This window comes from Arsenophonus sp. PmNCSU2021_1 (assembly GCF_036919435.1).
Lineage (GTDB): Bacteria > Pseudomonadota > Gammaproteobacteria > Enterobacterales > Enterobacteriaceae > Arsenophonus > Arsenophonus nilaparvatae.
Genome location: NZ_JAZHPL010000005.1, coordinates 303,338 through 318,465, shown reverse-complemented (window position 1 = coordinate 318,465; position 15,128 = coordinate 303,338). Strand labels below are relative to the sequence as shown.

At 60.0% G+C, this 15,128-nt stretch carries 21 protein-coding genes, 1 tRNA gene and 1 pseudogene; 1 reads left to right on the top strand and 22 read right to left on the bottom strand.

Translation table 11 applies throughout. The annotated features are described in order from the left end of the window. Position 1: 1 nt before the first annotated feature. The 7 genes and pseudogenes from V3224_RS12285 to V3224_RS12255 form a co-directional block, all read right to left on the bottom strand. Positions 2-1,507 (bottom strand): annotated as a pseudogene (locus V3224_RS12285) (phage tail sheath subtilisin-like domain-containing protein). Further along, on the bottom strand, positions 1,504-1,722 hold the full coding sequence (locus tag V3224_RS12280; RefSeq protein WP_334470287.1) for a DUF2635 domain-containing protein: 219 nt from the start codon (positions 1,720-1,722) through the stop codon (positions 1,504-1,506). Before V3224_RS12280 ends, V3224_RS12285 begins: the two are co-directional and overlap by 4 nt. A gap of 46 nt (positions 1,723-1,768) precedes the next feature. Then, a complete protein-coding gene (locus V3224_RS12275) occupies positions 1,769-2,311 on the bottom strand; it encodes a phage protein Gp37 (protein WP_334468782.1) in 543 nt (180 codons plus the stop codon). Continuing rightward, on the bottom strand, positions 2,311-2,727 hold the full coding sequence (locus V3224_RS12270) for a gp436 family protein (protein ID WP_334468780.1): 417 nt from the start codon (positions 2,725-2,727) through the stop codon (positions 2,311-2,313). The genes V3224_RS12275 and V3224_RS12270 overlap by 1 nt, the downstream gene beginning before the upstream one ends. Positions 2,728-2,774: 47 nt before the next feature. Beyond that, entirely contained in the window at positions 2,775-3,722 is a 948-nt protein-coding gene (locus V3224_RS12265) for a Mu-like prophage major head subunit gpT family protein (protein ID WP_334470789.1), read from the bottom strand. Further along, a complete protein-coding gene (locus V3224_RS12260; protein WP_334470787.1) occupies positions 3,722-4,870 on the bottom strand; it encodes a phage protease in 1,149 nt (382 codons plus the stop codon). Before V3224_RS12260 ends, V3224_RS12265 begins: the two co-directional genes overlap by 1 nt. A 238-nt stretch (positions 4,871-5,108) precedes the next feature. Beyond that, the gene (locus V3224_RS12255) at positions 5,109-5,585 is read right to left on the bottom strand and encodes a phage virion morphogenesis protein (protein WP_334470785.1); all 477 of its coding nucleotides are present in this window, start codon (positions 5,583-5,585) and stop codon (positions 5,109-5,111) included. A 38-nt stretch (positions 5,586-5,623) separates the two neighbouring features. Between V3224_RS12255 and V3224_RS12250 the strand changes: the two genes are divergently transcribed. Further along, a tRNA-OTHER gene (locus V3224_RS12250) sits at positions 5,624-5,709 on the top strand. On the opposite strand, the gene V3224_RS12245 is transcribed toward V3224_RS12250, so the two are convergent. The 15 genes from V3224_RS12245 to V3224_RS12185 all read right to left on the bottom strand — a co-directional run bounded on the left by V3224_RS12245 (position 5,709) and on the right by V3224_RS12185 (position 15,100). Next, positions 5,709-7,037: a phage minor head protein gene (locus V3224_RS12245; protein ID WP_334470784.1), complete on the bottom strand. Its 1,329-nt coding sequence runs from the start codon at positions 7,035-7,037 to the stop codon at positions 5,709-5,711. The two genes, V3224_RS12250 and V3224_RS12245, sit on opposite strands and share 1 nt — an antisense overlap. After that, the gene (locus V3224_RS12240) at positions 7,021-8,553 is read right to left on the bottom strand and encodes a DUF935 domain-containing protein (RefSeq protein WP_334470782.1); all 1,533 of its coding nucleotides are present in this window, start codon (positions 8,551-8,553) and stop codon (positions 7,021-7,023) included. Before V3224_RS12240 ends, V3224_RS12245 begins: the two co-directional genes overlap by 17 nt. Continuing rightward, entirely contained in the window at positions 8,553-10,220 is a 1,668-nt protein-coding gene (locus V3224_RS12235; protein WP_334470780.1) for a hypothetical protein, read from the bottom strand. The genes V3224_RS12240 and V3224_RS12235 overlap by 1 nt, the downstream gene beginning before the upstream one ends. Before the next feature lie 39 nt (positions 10,221-10,259). Further along, positions 10,260-10,844, bottom strand: a complete 585-nt coding sequence (locus V3224_RS12230) for a DUF3486 family protein (RefSeq protein ID WP_334470778.1) — start codon at positions 10,842-10,844, stop codon at positions 10,260-10,262. 10 nt (positions 10,845-10,854) lie between these two features. Then, on the bottom strand, positions 10,855-11,145 hold the full coding sequence (locus tag V3224_RS12225) for a VpaChn25_0724 family phage protein (protein WP_010618208.1): 291 nt from the start codon (positions 11,143-11,145) through the stop codon (positions 10,855-10,857). After that, complete coding sequence (locus tag V3224_RS12220) at positions 11,142-11,450, bottom strand: DUF2730 family protein (protein WP_334470776.1); 309 nt, start codon at positions 11,448-11,450, stop codon at positions 11,142-11,144. Before V3224_RS12220 ends, V3224_RS12225 begins: the two co-directional genes overlap by 4 nt. Further along, entirely contained in the window at positions 11,440-11,610 is a 171-nt protein-coding gene (locus V3224_RS29950; protein ID WP_442890295.1) for a TraR/DksA family transcriptional regulator, read from the bottom strand. Before V3224_RS29950 ends, V3224_RS12220 begins: the two co-directional genes overlap by 11 nt. Before the next feature lie 3 nt (positions 11,611-11,613). Then, positions 11,614-11,814, bottom strand: coding sequence for an Rz1-like lysis system protein LysC (gene lysC, locus V3224_RS29945; protein WP_442890292.1), 201 nt, complete (start codon positions 11,812-11,814; stop codon positions 11,614-11,616). Beyond that, positions 11,783-12,151, bottom strand: a complete 369-nt coding sequence (locus V3224_RS12215) for a hypothetical protein (protein WP_334470774.1) — start codon at positions 12,149-12,151, stop codon at positions 11,783-11,785. The genes lysC and V3224_RS12215 overlap by 32 nt, the downstream gene beginning before the upstream one ends. Beyond that, complete coding sequence (locus tag V3224_RS12210; RefSeq protein ID WP_334470772.1) at positions 12,148-12,654, bottom strand: lysozyme; 507 nt, start codon at positions 12,652-12,654, stop codon at positions 12,148-12,150. The genes V3224_RS12215 and V3224_RS12210 overlap by 4 nt, the downstream gene beginning before the upstream one ends. A 126-nt stretch (positions 12,655-12,780) precedes the next feature. After that, positions 12,781-13,209, bottom strand: coding sequence for a Mor transcription activator family protein (locus tag V3224_RS12205; RefSeq protein ID WP_334470770.1), 429 nt, complete (start codon positions 13,207-13,209; stop codon positions 12,781-12,783). A 112-nt stretch (positions 13,210-13,321) separates the two neighbouring features. Then, complete coding sequence (locus V3224_RS12200) at positions 13,322-13,864, bottom strand: gp16 family protein (protein ID WP_334470913.1); 543 nt, start codon at positions 13,862-13,864, stop codon at positions 13,322-13,324. After that, on the bottom strand, positions 13,864-14,205 hold the full coding sequence (locus V3224_RS12195) for a DUF7694 domain-containing protein (protein WP_334470768.1): 342 nt from the start codon (positions 14,203-14,205) through the stop codon (positions 13,864-13,866). The genes V3224_RS12200 and V3224_RS12195 overlap by 1 nt, the downstream gene beginning before the upstream one ends. 2 nt (positions 14,206-14,207) lie before the next feature. Beyond that, complete coding sequence (locus V3224_RS12190; RefSeq protein ID WP_334470766.1) at positions 14,208-14,663, bottom strand: hypothetical protein; 456 nt, start codon at positions 14,661-14,663, stop codon at positions 14,208-14,210. Continuing rightward, positions 14,660-15,100, bottom strand: coding sequence for a hypothetical protein (locus V3224_RS12185; RefSeq protein ID WP_334470764.1), 441 nt, complete (start codon positions 15,098-15,100; stop codon positions 14,660-14,662). Before V3224_RS12185 ends, V3224_RS12190 begins: the two co-directional genes overlap by 4 nt. Between the last annotated feature and the right edge of the window lie 28 nt (positions 15,101-15,128).

The window sequence follows — 15,128 nt, the reverse complement described above, 5'->3', positions numbered from 1 at the left end:
CTTACAAAATGAACTGAATTTGTTCCGCGAAAATGCGAAATTGATTAACAATATCCGGCTTGCACTGCACGTCTACCCGATTGCGGTCATTGTTGTTGCGCTCGACAATCAGGCTGTCACGGAAGCTATCGAAGTTCTCAATCAGCCCCGCCTCCAGCCACTCTATCGCCAGCGCCAGTAACTGGGTGCGGATAATGCCCGGTGTCACCATCGCCTGCCCCGGTGCCACCGGCGTACCGTCGTTGGCCAGCTTATGGCGCGGAAAGCGCTGGGTGATGCGTACCCGGGTGGAATAGCGCAGATAGGACAGCGTCGCCACGGTATTGACATCGAGGTAAGACGGATCCGGATCGCCATAGGCGTTGGTACGATAGGTGGTTATCTGCCGCTCAATCTGCACCCCATCGTCGGCCCCCACGGTCACGGTAGCGATGCCGTCATACAGCAGCTGGTTACGCTCATTGGATCGCAGCCGGTCAGACAGCGCCGGGGCCAACCGCCGCGGCAGGCGCAGGCTTTGCAGCGGGCGTGCCGGATCGAGACTTAAGTGTTTTGCACCAATGGCGCACAGGGTGGCCGCCCACAGATAGGCCGGCTCCGGCGCGCGCTGAATACCGCTACAGGTCAGCAGAAAATCGTTACGCGACTTGCCGAACTGGGTGATTTCCCCCAGACTGCCGGTATGGGCAGCCCAGGCGATGCCGTCGGACATTTTGGCCGGTCCCCAGCGGTCGCGCAGCGCCTCGCTTAATAATTTTAGGTTGGCGGTATCGAGCCAGGGCATGACGATATGGTGATATTGGGTATCGCCCAACGCGGCAATACTGTTAGCCAGATCAGGGTTCGTCGCCCGTGCAGCAGGGGCAGCCATCGCCACTGCCAGCCCCGGTGGCGTTATCTCGCCATCGTAATAATTCAGGCGGATATCCTGCGCCGAATAGTCAGAAATAAACCGTGCCGTCAGGGTCACCACCGTTTGATCGGCAGTGACATTCTCACCCCCCGGCGCGGCAGACACCGCGGTCACCGGCAGCGACGGCAGGGCATTAATCGCCAGGGCCAGCGCATCGCCGACCGCCTTACCCTGCTACCCTTTCTCCACCGTCACGCGCACCCGCACGCCCCCGAGATAGACATTGAGCACCCCGGCCTGTTGTGCTGTGCCCGATAAGGTCAGGCTGCCGGCATCGGCCTTGCCCGCCCCGTTACCCTGCGCCATCACGGTTAACACCGCATCCGGGTTATCGGTTAAAAATTCTCTCACCATCGCCGCCAGCATCGATCCCTGGCCCCAGAGTGTCGCGGCATGATCGGCGCGGGTGATGCGGACCGGCGTGTCTACTGCGCCGCTGCCGTCGACCTTGCCGTCCTTGATGGCGGCCTGACCCAACATCAGCACCTGGGTCAGCGTGGTCGGGGTACCGGTGACGGCCTGCGAATTATCAATCTCAATATGCGTCAGCGGGAGGCGAACCCCGGCGCTGATTTCATTAAAGCTTATGGTCATGAAGGCGACTCCTGTTTACTCAAGGCGGCAGGGGCTGACTTTTGCCTGGTGGCCGCCGGATTGGATGGGGGCGGGATTTCCAGCACATCCTTGAAACGCAGCAGGCGCGTTAGCCAGAAAGCATTGCGCGGCACCCAGGCCCCCGTATCTGGTAACATCCGCATGGAATTCGGTTCACGCACCGCACGCTCCGGGGCCGGCACCACAAAAATCATCGGTAAGTCATGCGGGTTAGGGAAGCGCATCGCGGTATTGTCGGTGTCATTCATTGTCGTGGCTCTCCCCGTGCAGGGTGATACGGGCGGCGAACGGCGGGCTGCCGTCCGCCTGGGTAAAGGTCTGATAATGGCGCAGGTACGCATCCACGCCGTCATCCTGAAGCAAAGGCGGCACCGGCTCCTCGCAGGTGAAATAAGTGCCATACAGCACCACGCCATGTTGCCCCTGTTGCTCGGTGTACAGGTTGCGCCCCTCTTCAAAGCGCATCGACCCAGCGTTTGCGGGACAAAAACCCGATAAGCCCGCTATCAGGCGCGCTACTATCTGGTAGAGGCCGGGCCGGTCTCCCTCAGCACCGTTGATAACCTCGGCCACCACGTAAAAAACAAAGCGACTGTCAATCACGCCTTTGACCTGACCGGCCTGCGCCCCCAGCCACACCAGATACACCGAGGGCGGCGTCAGCAGCACATCACGCAGCCCTTCCTTGCTCCAGTCGCCGGGATGGGTGGCGATATCACGCAACGTGTTGCCAAATACCTCATGTAGTCGCGCCAGCAAAGCGTTTTCGGTGGAGACAATCATCAGATAAACCCCTTTTGCCTGCGCCCGAACACCGACGCATCAGCCTGCATCTGCGGCAGGTCGGCACTGTCGGGGGCCTGGTTATCGCTATCCACCCCGAGCGGCAGCTCGCCGTTTTTCACCGCCTCCAGCCAGCGCAGCGCATCCTGGTAACGCTGGCGGGTCTGTTCGGTGGCCCGCTCGTCATTCAGGTAGTAAAACGCCAGGGTGCAGGCATGCTGTTTCAGCACCGACGGCACCACCGAGAGTGGCAGCGCGTAACGGGCCGCGATAAAGCTGTCCATCAGCGTGCTGGCATCGCTGAGCGCCTGCGCCACCTTCTGCCGGGCGGCCGCCTCATCACTACGCCAGTCGACCAGTCTTTCTATCAACAAGGCGCTATAACGGGCGCGTAAATCCTGCTCACTGGCATACATCCCTTGACTCTCCGTTAATGACCGTTAAAACCCTGTTTAAAGCGCGTTTAGAGCGCATCCGCCACCAATAGCGTCAGCTTGCCTTTCATTTCGTTAGAGACCGTGGTGCTACCCTCGGCCAGTAATTCCCGCTCCAGTAACTGGGTGGCGGTTTTCTCCAGCTCCACCGGCACCACCAGATGGGTCGGACGAATACCCAGCTTGCGACCGCCATCGGCAGTAAAGCCGCGCATCGCGCTCCAGCCTTTCCAGAGGTTATCCAGCGTCAGTGACGCCTGCATGCGGTAAGCCATCTGCCAGAAGCCGTAGCCCACATTGCGCCGGGCCGAGGCACCAAAGACAAATTCGTTATCGGTAAACGCGCGCCCCTCATCGACCTTGGTCAGGGCGAGTAACTCCGGCGGGCGGCGGTTCTGGAAAATCAGCGGTTTGAGCGCCCGTGAGCAGTCCAGCAGATACCACACCGCCCCCTCGTAGTCTTTTTGAGCTGCACCTGTACCTGTTTTTTCAATCAACTGGTTGGCGACCTTGGTCGCGTCACCGCTGCCGTCGACCTTGGAATACACCGGATGCTCGCTATCAAAAAAAGGTTTGCCGTCATAGCAGTTCGTTTTATTGCCGTCGCGCAAGGCGGTAAACACCAGTTCGTCCGGTTGTGCCGCCGCAGCGCGCCCCATTTCCTGAAACAGCGGGGTATACACGCCCAGATTGTCATCCTCGAAATCATCGCGGGTAATGGCCACCGTGCCTTCATAGGTCTTGTTGTTGATGGTGTAACCGTAGACTTTCATCTGCTGGATACTGCGTGCACCGACCCACTCACGGAACGCGGGAAACTGCCCCAGCCAGCCGTAGGTATTGGATTTAGACGTCGAGGGCACGCTGGTCGCCACCTGCTGATAGTGGGACGGGGCCATCGCCAGCCCGTTCTGAAACTCCTTGCGAAAGCCGGTCATCAGGGCGGTGATTTGTGACGGGGTGATCGGGGTTGGCATTATTGTGCGTCCTCGGTTTTGATTTTCTGGAACGCCGCCGGGGTCATCCCCAGCACGCGCGCGGCCTGTAACTCTTCCGCCGACAGAGCGACGGTGGCGGTTTTTTCACGGTTTTCGGGCGGCAGCGCCAGGGTTTCAGTCTGCACCCGGGTCAGGGCGGCTATCGGCTGGCGCGTCGCCAGTTGCGCCGACAACGCCGCCACGCCAATCTGGTCGCTGAGTGTTTCCAGGTAGGCGCGCTCGGATTTCAATATCCGCCCGTCCTGCTCGGCCTGGTCTAGCGTCTGCGCCAGGGTAGTTTTTCCCAGGTCGGCAGACAGTAACACCACCTGCTCACGCATCGCGTTATAGGTCTCGACCGGGACATAGCGGCGTAAATCCACGGCCTCAGTCAGAGCGTGGGTTTTCAGCGCGTTCAGGTCAGCGGACAGGGCCGCCATAGTGGTTTCCAGCGCGGCGGCCTTGTCCGCCTGGTTTTTTAGCGTGGTCAGGGCAGACAGGGCGGCGGTGGCGATCTCATCGGTCAGATCGCCGCCCTCCGGCACCGTCAGGCCCAGCGCGGCCAGCAGCGCGTTTAACGATGGATTCATTGCAGGCTCCTTAGGGGAGGAAGGGGGAACAGTTAACGCCTGGTAGATATCTTCGGCGCTCAGGGCGGCCACCGGGCGCATGCCCGTCAGACCCGGATCGCCGGTAATGGCTAACATTCTTAGCTCAAGGGGTTCGCCACTGCGCGCGTCATAGCCCATCACCGGCGAAAAATAGGGAAATTCATTGTTTTTCAGGCGCTCAAGCGCCGGCGGGTTCCAGTCCGGCTTGACCCAGACCCCGGTGTTGTCGTCCCAGCGAAAACGCGCCGGGGTCGCCGGAACAAAACCGGCTGCCGGGGCCGCTTCCGGTTTAAACAGCGTCTGGTGGTTATAATCGATTTTGATGGGCTGATTGAGTGCCACCACCCGCGCCACCATGCGGTTAAACGCGGCCTCGTTAATCAGCCAGCCCTCGGCGGGCGTCTCGGGGCGACCGTCACGCGCCCGGACATGGCCGGCGGGCATCACCTGACACCAGCCGTCATGATCAAAGGGCGAGAGCGGCGCGGCGTTGAGCACCGCATAGGCTATCTTGGGAACAGGGGGTTTTGTCGTCATGCCGCCAGTGTGGCAGCATCAGCGCGGACGGTGGGATTACGCTACATTACCAATCAACGGGGTGGGCAGTTTTACTTTCGCAGGGGGGCAGATTTCAATGGGCACTGAAAACGGCGAGCGATCGCCTGAATACCCCCGTTCAAAACCCCTTCAAAAACGCCGGAGCGCGTTCAAAAGATTTTTTTGATGCCAAGGCACCCCGTCTCCGTCATCATCGCGTGGTGGGGCGCACAGACGTTTATGGGTGTAGGGCGTTAGACAGGCGTTGCGCCAAGGCGTCGAGGATATCCCGCTCGCCGGTGAGATCCAGTCCCATAAACGATCGGGCCGGGATGGCTGCCGGCCCCGGACGCATCCCCGGTTTGCCGCCCCACTGATGGATGGCCGCCTGCGGCACATTGGCCCCGATACGCGCCCAGCTATCGCCCCAGTCGATGCTCACCGAGCGCGCCATATCGCCCTCGCGGGTCAACACCTTTATGGGGCTGTAACCGTGCCGCTCACGCCAGCGGCGATACGGATCGCTCAAGGCTGCCCAGGCCGCCCCGGTATCCGGCGCGCGTTCGCGCTCAAACGCCTGCTCAGTGGCCGAAAGGAGGCTGGCGGCGACGATACGGGTGATCGCCTTGCCGTCGTCGCCAACGCGTTGCAGTTCAGCAAACAAGGTTTGCAGGCGCTGGCGATCAATCACTGCGGTTAATTCAGTCTGTGACATCTTGCCCTCCGTATGGGGGTCGGTTAAAATTATTGTCGGTCGATGTACTCTTAACGGTAAAGCGGCGTGCGTATGACTGCGGTCAATGCGTTCGTATATGTGGGTTCGACTCCCACCATCGGCTCACTCAAGACTTCCCTCCAGCAACTCTAAGTGTCCTCCGGCAATTTCACCTTTGAGCTTCTCGACATTCAATCGATAGGCATTAATCACGACATCAAGCTGATCTTGGGTTTTACGCAGTTTGTACGGTGCATTAACGACAACTTTTGCCGTCCCATCCGATGTACTGATCACAAAAAGTAAATTGTTATGTTGCTTGTCCCACAATACTGCCTGAGCGTGAGTCATTAGCCTGGGTAACTGTTGAATATCCTCCGCCCGTAGGCTTATTCCGCCAAGGTGATGTTTTTCACTGTCAGCATGCAACAGGTTTTTTTCGCTCATTGCCAGCAGACGGGCCGGTGCCTGCCCCGTGCGCGCCTGTACCGCACGGGCAATGGCATCCGGCAAAAAGCCCAGCGTGTGAATGCCGTTGCCGGCACGCCGGCTTTGCATAATGCGCGTGGCCCACAGCGAAAAACTCAACTGACGCGCCGGGCTGTTGTTCAGCTCCTGCACCACGGCTTCACGCAGCGCCGCGTCTTTGACCTCAAGGAGTTTGCGGATCATGGTCTGGTCAACACCGAACGCCGCCGCGCCGGGGTGATAGGACCAGCCCACATCCGGCGTCATTTTTACCTTGCCATCATCAAAGGTGGTCACGGAGGTGGTGATGATTTCCCCACTACGCTTATCGACACCCGCCTCGGCCTCATGAGTGTGTAGCTGACCGACCTCTTCCGTAACGCGCAGGCCTAACTCATTCAGTCGGCGTTTTGACAAGGCGCGTACCCGGCAGCGGCAGTTAAACCCGTTGGGCGGGTAATGGCTTTGCCAGAAGGGGTGATCGTAACGAAAAACCTTGCCATGCAGGGCGGCATGTGAGGGCCGGGTGCGGCTATTCCCGACGGCGACATACTGCCAGTAGGGATAAAGGTCTGCGGTGGCCATCATCTGTGCATAGCGCCCGGCATTATAGGCGACGCGGGTATTGACGTTATATATCGTCGCCAGGCGTCGGGCGCTCCCCAGTTGCACGGCGTCGGCATTGCCCTGGCTGTCCACCATGACCTGTTTCCCCCACCATCCGAGCTTTTGCAACCGGGGCGTCAGCGTGTCAATAAAGTCCTGCCGGGATATTCCCTGGGCAATGGCCCGGTCCACTTCGTCACGGATCGCACTCAGGACGTCCAGCCGCGCCGCCTTGGCGACGGTAAACATCCGGGCGTGAACGGCAGCCCGTTGCTCAAACCAGTTCCAGGTGATCTGATACCCCTTGGCGCGGAAGTAGGCGATGGCCTCTTTCGGCGGCAGACGGGCGACGACGCCCAAATCAATCGGTTGTGGCATCGAGACGCCCCCAGACTTCCAGCGCAAAGGTGGCGCGGGTCAGCAGTTCAATCAACGCGCGGTCGTCCATCTCGGGATAGAGGATCGCCGCCTGCTCCAGCGCCGCCTCCGGCCCCTGCTCACGGATAGCGGCTATCACCGGTGCCAGTAACGGGTCGGCACTGGCGTTCAACCCTGTGGCGTCGAGTGCTGTCTCCACCGCGTCGCTTATCGGCGCTGCCGGTGTGAGGGTCGCTGATAGCGCCGTTTGCGCCACCGCCGGTGGCGACGAGACGGTAAACACCGCCTCATTGCCATCCGGCACCGGAATGCGCAGCTTATCGTAGATCCAGGACACCGGTATCGCCATACCGGTCGCCAGTTTGGGAATAGCCTCGGCAAAGCTGGCCATATCCTCACATTCCAGCGTATCAAACACCAAGCGGGGGAGTCGCCGCGGGTCAAGCGGGACCGGGCTGTTCAGCGCCAGCAGCGGATAAATGAGATCACGGTTAAAGGTCCGTGACAGCTGGCGTAAATCGGCGTTGCGGATCTCCTTGCGTACCGCATTATGCACCTCGCCTAGCGAGCGCGCGCCTTTATCGCCGGCCTCTGAGGTCAGTGTCCCGCCGAGGATCGCTTTAGATATCGCGCGCTCTCCCCAGGCAATCATCGCCATAAACGGGTCAGACTGACCGTTAGCGGCGGCCTCAAACTCCAGGCTCATGCCGGCGGGAATAATCCCCCCGGCCCGGCGGCCAATATCCATCACCGCCCGCATCAGGGCGCTTTTCTGCTCGGCACTCGCGCCGCTGGGGTATTTCCCCACCCGCAGTGGCAGCCCGTAAATCTCCAAAAACTCGGCGAAATCCCGCACGCTGTAATTCTTGAAGATAAACGGCCAAATCAGCGTGCGTACCAGCCCCTGGGTGCCGGGGTAGCCGGTTTTGGCTTTGGCCTCATGGCAAATCCAGCCAAACGGCTGTAACGTCTGCCCGGACTGGCTGCCGTCGCGTAACCGTAGTTCGCGGTAGTCGTCGGGATTGACGCAGAACAACGCCGGATCGCGCCAGTGGACAGCGGTCGGGAAAAATTCGCCGCCACGCCGGGGACCCCAGATAATTTCCTGCATCGCATAGCCTTTGAGAAGGGCGTCGGTGGCGTCAAACAAGGCATTGTCAAACCAGGGCGCATCGGTGAGCCGCGCTTCCAGCGCCACCGCCTGGGCTTTCTCCTGGGCGTTGGGGTTATCCGGTGGCTGAATACGCCATTCCACGCTGTGCAGCGCCAGGCGGCGCTTGCTGAGTTCAGAAAACAGATGGGTGTCTTTTTCTTCCAGATCGGCGGCCAAATCCACCAGGGCGGTCATGTCACCGTGCTCTGCCGCCCGCAAACAGAGCGCGGCACGGTTAGGGGTAATACCGGACGCCGGATGCTCGGGCGCCCGGCTGGCCACCTGGGGAATATCGGTCTTTGCCGTCTGGCTGTCCGGTGAAAACACCAGGGGTTGACCCTGAATATCTACCAGCCGTTTCATTACCAGCACCCCCGCTCATCGGCGTTATCATCGTCATCGCCGACCTCATCGTCATATTCCATCGCCCGGATACGGGCGGGCAATGCCTGACAGGCCGCCTCATCCAGCGCAAAACCGTCCAGCGCCGCGGCGCGGTTGGCCATACAAAGCGCCACCGCATAGTCACCGTGGCGGCGCGCCCCCTGAACGCCTGACGGCGTATCCTTGCTGCGCCCCTTGTCAATTTGCGGTACCCCGTTGACTACCTTGATATGCAGCAAATCATCCAGCGTCGACTGATGGCGGGCCAAGGTGAGGTTTTGCGCTTCCAGCTCACCTTTCAGTTTGGGCATCCATTCGGCATACCATTTTGCCGAGAGCGTGACGCAATCCACCATGCCCGGGCCGAAATGCAGCCGGGCGGCCTCGGCCAGATAGCCGCCGTTGCCGGTGGCGTCAAAGGCGGCCCCCACCAGACGCGGCAGCCGGGTCAGGATGGTGAGCATTATCTGCTTTTGCTGGTCATAGGTGACGTTGCGCAGCTCGACGCGCAGCGCCTCGCGCTTGCTTAAATCCGGGGCGATGGCCAGTACCACAAAAACCGACAGATCGCCCTTACGGGCAAAGTCCTCGCCGAAACAGTAACGACAGTCCAGCGTAAGCGTCGCCAGCACCGCCTCGAGATGCGCCTGACACCAGGCCTCTACTTCAGCTTCGCGCTGCGCGGCGCTCCACAGTTCAAATACCGCTGGGGCTTCAAAGCGCAGCAGGGGGACACGGCCTGCCGGGGCCATCGCCGCCTCAATCAGCGGGCGGGAAAGATAAGCACCGCCCGACTTGCGCGGCACGCAGCCGTATTCCTCCTCGGCACATTCCGTATTGGGCGCATTTTTATACAGGTTATCGCGCCACGCTTTTTCGGCGTCAGGCGACCACACCTGCCCGGTGACCGTGCAGATACGGCGATACAGTCCTTCGCCAATGGCCTCATCGAGCGTGATGCGGTGCAGGCTGTAATCCTTGCGCCCTTCGCGGGCGTCCTGAATATAGGCATTAAACGGGTTATCGACCCCGTTATGGGTGGAAATCAACCGCACCCGCGCGCCCCACATGTTGAGCGCCAGCGCCGCCTTGAGCAGCTCTTCAAGGGATTCATGGAACGCCGCCTCGTCAATCACCACATCGCCCTGCAAGCCACGGAGGTTGGACGGGCGAGCGCTTAACGCCTGAATTTTAAAGCCGCTGTGCGGAAAGCGGATCATGTACTGGAGAATTTCCTCGTGCTTCTCGCTATCCCAGAAGGTGGACTCGTAAACATCGGCCTGGGCCAGCTGGTTAAAGGCGCGGGCAAACAGCGCGCAGGCGGCAATATATTCCAGCGCCATCTCCTTCTTGCTGCCGACGTAAAACACGTTGCGTCCGCCATCGCGCCGCGACTTGCTGGCGGTGATGACGTTGCGCCCGGCCTCGGCCCAGGTCAGGCCGGTACGGCGGGATTTTTCGGCAATACACACCGGGCTGTCGTCGAGGAACCAGCGTTGTTGGTAAGGTAAAAACACCGGTTCATTTTCCGGTAACGTCAGCGATTCGGGTACATCAACGCCGCAGACGCGGGTGGCCTCGCGCAGGTCAATTTTGCGCGGGTCGGTCAATCGGGTCATCGGGGCCGGTTGTTCAGCGGTTCGCATTGTCTGTTTCCATTAAAAATCAAACTGTTAAAAAATGCATTAGGCCTTACCTAGCAAAATGTCGCGGATTTTGCTTTCCATCTGGTGACTCATGCCCTCTTGTCCACGGAGCGCTTCACTGACGGCATTCGCCGCTTCCTCGGCATAAGCCTGGCGGATTTGTGCCTCGCGCTTGTGGCTCATCTCTGCCGTGCGCTCCAGGCGCTGGGCGGCCAGCATGGCTTCTTTGAGAAAATCAATATCAATCTCATCATTATCCTGGCTGGCAATCTGGTGCTTGCGGATGCCCTTGAACAGCAGGGAGCGGGCCATCTCCATAATCAGCCGCGAGGTTTCGCCGGTGGGTTTTTCGCCCAGTTCGGCGGTTAGGGCGCTGGTCTGTTCACGCAGCTCGCGTAAATCCCGCGCCACCCGCTCGTTCTGCGTTGCCAGCCGGTTCACCCCTGAGCGGGACAGGTGTTGCTCGACAGGGAGGCCTGCGGCATCAATCAGGCGGTTAATCTCGTCCACAATCTGTAACTGGGTAATGCGTTTTTCTCGCAGCAGGGCAAACAGGCGTTGACGAATATCCGCCGGTAATAAATCCACCTTACCGGCGCGCCCGCGCGTGAGGTTTTCTTCCATCGCGACCTCCCTAGCGCCGACGCGGCTTCTTCACGCCCGGCACGGTCGCGCGACCCTCGGCGACCTCCTGCCCGCGCCCGCTCAGATGGGCCACCAGATAACCCCCGGGCAAGGTATCAAGCCGCAACAGGTCCTGCTCCGCCAGCCAGGCCAGCAACACGCGCACCCGGTCGCGGGACACCTTATGACCGTAGGCGTCGAGGCAGTCCTGCAACACCGATTCATTTAATTCGCCGTGATACTCATTCAGTGAACGCACTATCACCAGGCGCTGGTCTTGCGTCAAAATATCGTCAATCATCCGTCACTCCGGTAAAGGGCTTTTTCCACCAGTAACTCCAGCTGATGCGTCACCGCCTGCAAGCTGGCGCGGGTTTCTTTCAAATCGCCGCGCAGCTCGGTGATTTCCACTTTCAGGGCATGCACTGTCTGTGCCGACGGCGCATTACCCAGCTGGGTTTCTACCGTCAGCAGTCGGGCGTTAAGGCGCTCGACCTGCTCGCGTCCGGCAAAGGAGCGGCGCATCAGCCACATAAACAGCGCCCCTGCGGTGCTGGCAGCAGAGAGCGCCGGGGCAATATAGTCTTTAAGCACGTTAACCCACACGCCGCTGCTCCCGTCGTGCCTGGCAGGCCACACAGCAGCGCGCCTGGGGCATCACGGCCAGCCGTGCCGGGTCTATCGGAGCCCGGCACGCGGCGCAATAACGCGCGGTCGGGGTTCGGGTCCGTCCGTTGTCCGGTATTGAGGGGGTTATCGTTTCCATCGTTTACTCATCATGGGGTTGCTCTTGTCGGTAATGCTCGGCCTGGCGCAAGGCGGCCTTGTCGGCATTGCACTGCTTGATCACGGCCAGCAGTTGCAGGGAATACTCCACGTTGGCCCCAAAGGTCAACGGCTCCGGTGGTAGCGGAGCCGGACAGGCCGCCAGTAAGCCTTCAGGGAGCGGTACCGGCGGCAACGTTACCACTTTCACGGGCGGCGCGGCGCACCCGGTCAGCCACAGGGCCAGGCACAGGCTCACGGGCACAATTGACCCGCGATAACCGCTGGCGCACCTGCTGGCGGCCTTTTTCACTTTCTCCGCGCTGTTGCTGTTTTTCATGCTCAACGGTCTGCTCCAGGGTATGAAAGACCTGCTGTATTTGGCGTTGCTCTGCCAGCGCCTGCCAGGCTTCGTCCCGCTCCTGGCGCAAATCGTGCAGCGCGGTTTCCCGCAGGCGTTCACGTTGCCAGAGCCAGCCGGCGGTAGCGAGTAATAACGCCAGCAGGCACAGCGTCAGCCCCGTTTTAAGTAACGTGTTCACGGCGTCGCCTCGGGGTCAGGCAGTCCATGCCGACACAGCCATTCATCGGCGGCGCGGCGATTGACCAGACCGTTCAGCGTGACGCCCTTCACCTTAACCCAGCGACGAAACTCATCGCAGGCCGCCGGGATATCGCCGGCATTCAGGCGCTTTAGCAGGGTCGAGCGCGCAAAGGCCCCCGACCCGACATTGTGAATAAACGCCGCGAGCGCCACGCGCTGCCCCTCTGACAGCGGTACGGTGACATGCTGGTCAATCACAGCGAAAGCCTGGCGCATATCCGCCGCCAGCAGGGCCTCACATTGCGCCGGCGTTTTGGTCATCTCGGGGGTGATATCGCCACCGGTATGGCCGTAGCACACCGTCAGCACCCCGCCGCTGTCGGCATAGGGCTGGGGGGCGTGACCTTCCCAGAACGCGGTATAGCAGGCGGCGATAGTCAACAGACCGGCACCGGAGACGGCGAGGAGTTTTTTACGTAACGGGTCGGGCAACGGCGGCATAGCGATAACCTTGATACAGGGATTCCTGGTCACAGGGTAAGCGTTGCGTGATAAGGCGGGGGATTACGCTCCGTTAACAATCCGTCCCCTGGGGGCCTGTCGATTGTTCGGATACGTTAGCAGGGGTTAGTCGGCAAACAGGGCGGGTTGGGTACGCTTGACATAGCGCTGGCGCTGGGTGGCAATCACTTTATAAATCTGTATCTGGCCGAGCCGGTATTCCTTGCGTAGCGTTTCAATCGGTGTGCCCTGCTGCCAGCGGTGGAAAATTTCATCGTCGCGTAACGCCGTAAGCAGACTGTCGCCTTTGGGCAAATAATAGTTACGCCCACCCGCATACGCGGCCAGGGCCGCCGCCATTTTACGCGCCAGAGGGCGAGATTGGGGGGTGGTAAATCCTTGGCGTTGCAGTTCATTATCCATCACATCCACCAGGGCCGCGAGTAATTGTGGCCACTGAGGCTGTAAGGTTTCCTCATCCACCGTGTCTATTCGGTCAATTAACGCATGCAACTGGGTATCATCGGCGAGTAAATCTGCTTGGTGTGTCTTCATCGTCTACCTCATCAGGTAAGTTGAGTAATCATGTTATTATACAATATATTATCCCATAACCCTAAAGCGAGACGCCCCTTCTGCCCACGGTAACGATAACCCGTTACCGACGTTATGACGATACACGGGTCTCGGCCTCATAACGCTGACAAACGCGCGGATAACTTTCAGTCGGCGTACCCGGTGGGAGTGTCGCCAGCATGCAGCGCCGATGCCAGCGCTTGAGACGTTCAAGCACCTTGACGGCCAACGCACTATCCTGATTGAGCCAGGCCAGCTGCACCACCCCCAGGCCGCCGTTCTCCTTTGCCGTGGTACGCGTTATCCAGGCATTCAGTGCTACCTCATCGCCCGACTGCACAAACCCCTGGCGGTGCAGGGTCTGCCAGATGGCGAGGATTTTAGCGCCCGGTGAAGCGGGTTTAACGCCGCGTAAAACCGGCTTTGAACACACTTTAAAGCCTTTTTGCTGAAAGGCATGTAACACCCTGACCAGCTCGGGTACGGTCATATCCCGGCAGCTGGTTTTTGTGCTACATACCTTGCCAAGCGCCGCGCGGTAGGTCTCGTCATCAAGCTGGAGTTGACGCCGGGCTAGGTGAATAAGTTTGATAAGTGTTGAGCGGTTCACGTATTCTCTCCTGTTTCGCAACATCATGGCTTATGCCGCCAGGCAAAAGGCAGCTTTTCGGGCAGCACCCACAGATGCCGCATGTTAGCGACGTTGACCACATCCTGTGCGGCAGGATAGACCTCGACTGCATCCTGCCCGGCAAAACCGACCGCATCCTTAATCTCTTGCAGCCTGTCCCACGATATCCCGTCTTTCCAGCGCCCGTTACCACCAAGGGCCAGCAGATTGACCGTCAATCGGTAAATGCCGTTACCTTCATCGAATACCTGAACCAGCACCTCGGGATGGATAAACACCTTTAGGCGGCGAGGATCATGGTTCTGCGGCGGCCACTGGGCGACGGGAATCGATAATAATTCCATGCTTACCTCCTCGAGACCGGCGTCGGGTCAAAGGGTAAATAGCGCAGCACCTGCGCGCTGATATCCTGCCCGCTGCTGGCGCAGTGGCATCGTGTGGGGGAAAGTGTCAGATACGCCAGCATAAAGGCGGGCACGCCGTCTTTTTTCTGTGCCCATTCCTGGGTTTCTGCCACCACGCAAACCTGCTCACCGCCTTTTGCGCCGGTCGCCAGCCGCGCAACCCAATCGGGCAACAACCGACCTTCCACCCAGGGATAGCCAGGACGGGGGCTTGTGGTCGGACTGCTCAGGGCATAGAAGCCGTTAAGCTCTGCCAGGACGCCATCCAGCACGGCCCGGCGCAGCGTATCAATCAGCTCACCGGGCTTGAAGCCCGTGCGTTGAGCCAGGTCACTACAGGTCAGGCGCGGGGTAAGATGCAGTTGTTCAAGGACCTGTTTCATCACCATATTGCTCATGCTGAAACCTCCCGGGACAGTGTTGCTTCACGCTGTGCTTCACTGATGCAATGCTGGGCTGCATGCCAGAAATGCCCGACCGCCTTACGGATAAACCGGGCGGCCAGACGCTTGTCGGCGGCGGTGCTTAGGCCACGATTATAAAGAGCCAACGCCTGCTCGCCGGCATCCAGCGCGTCATTGATAAGGCGGTCAGGCGCAAAGGCAATCCCCTCGTTATCCGGCAGATTTTCCGCCAGCAGACGCTGCGCCAGGCGTTGCAGTCTGCGGATTTTTTCATCCTCCATTATTGCCCCCATGCCGTTAGCATGCAGCTGGCCAATCATGATGTCCACCTCAGCGGCAGCGATGCAGACCTGCCCGACGTTCTGCTCATGAGTCAGGAAACGCGATAGCGCCCCGGCCAGTTGGCCGCAGGCATCAATGGTTTTTAACATTTGCCGGTCATGGCGCCAGGGCGGCATC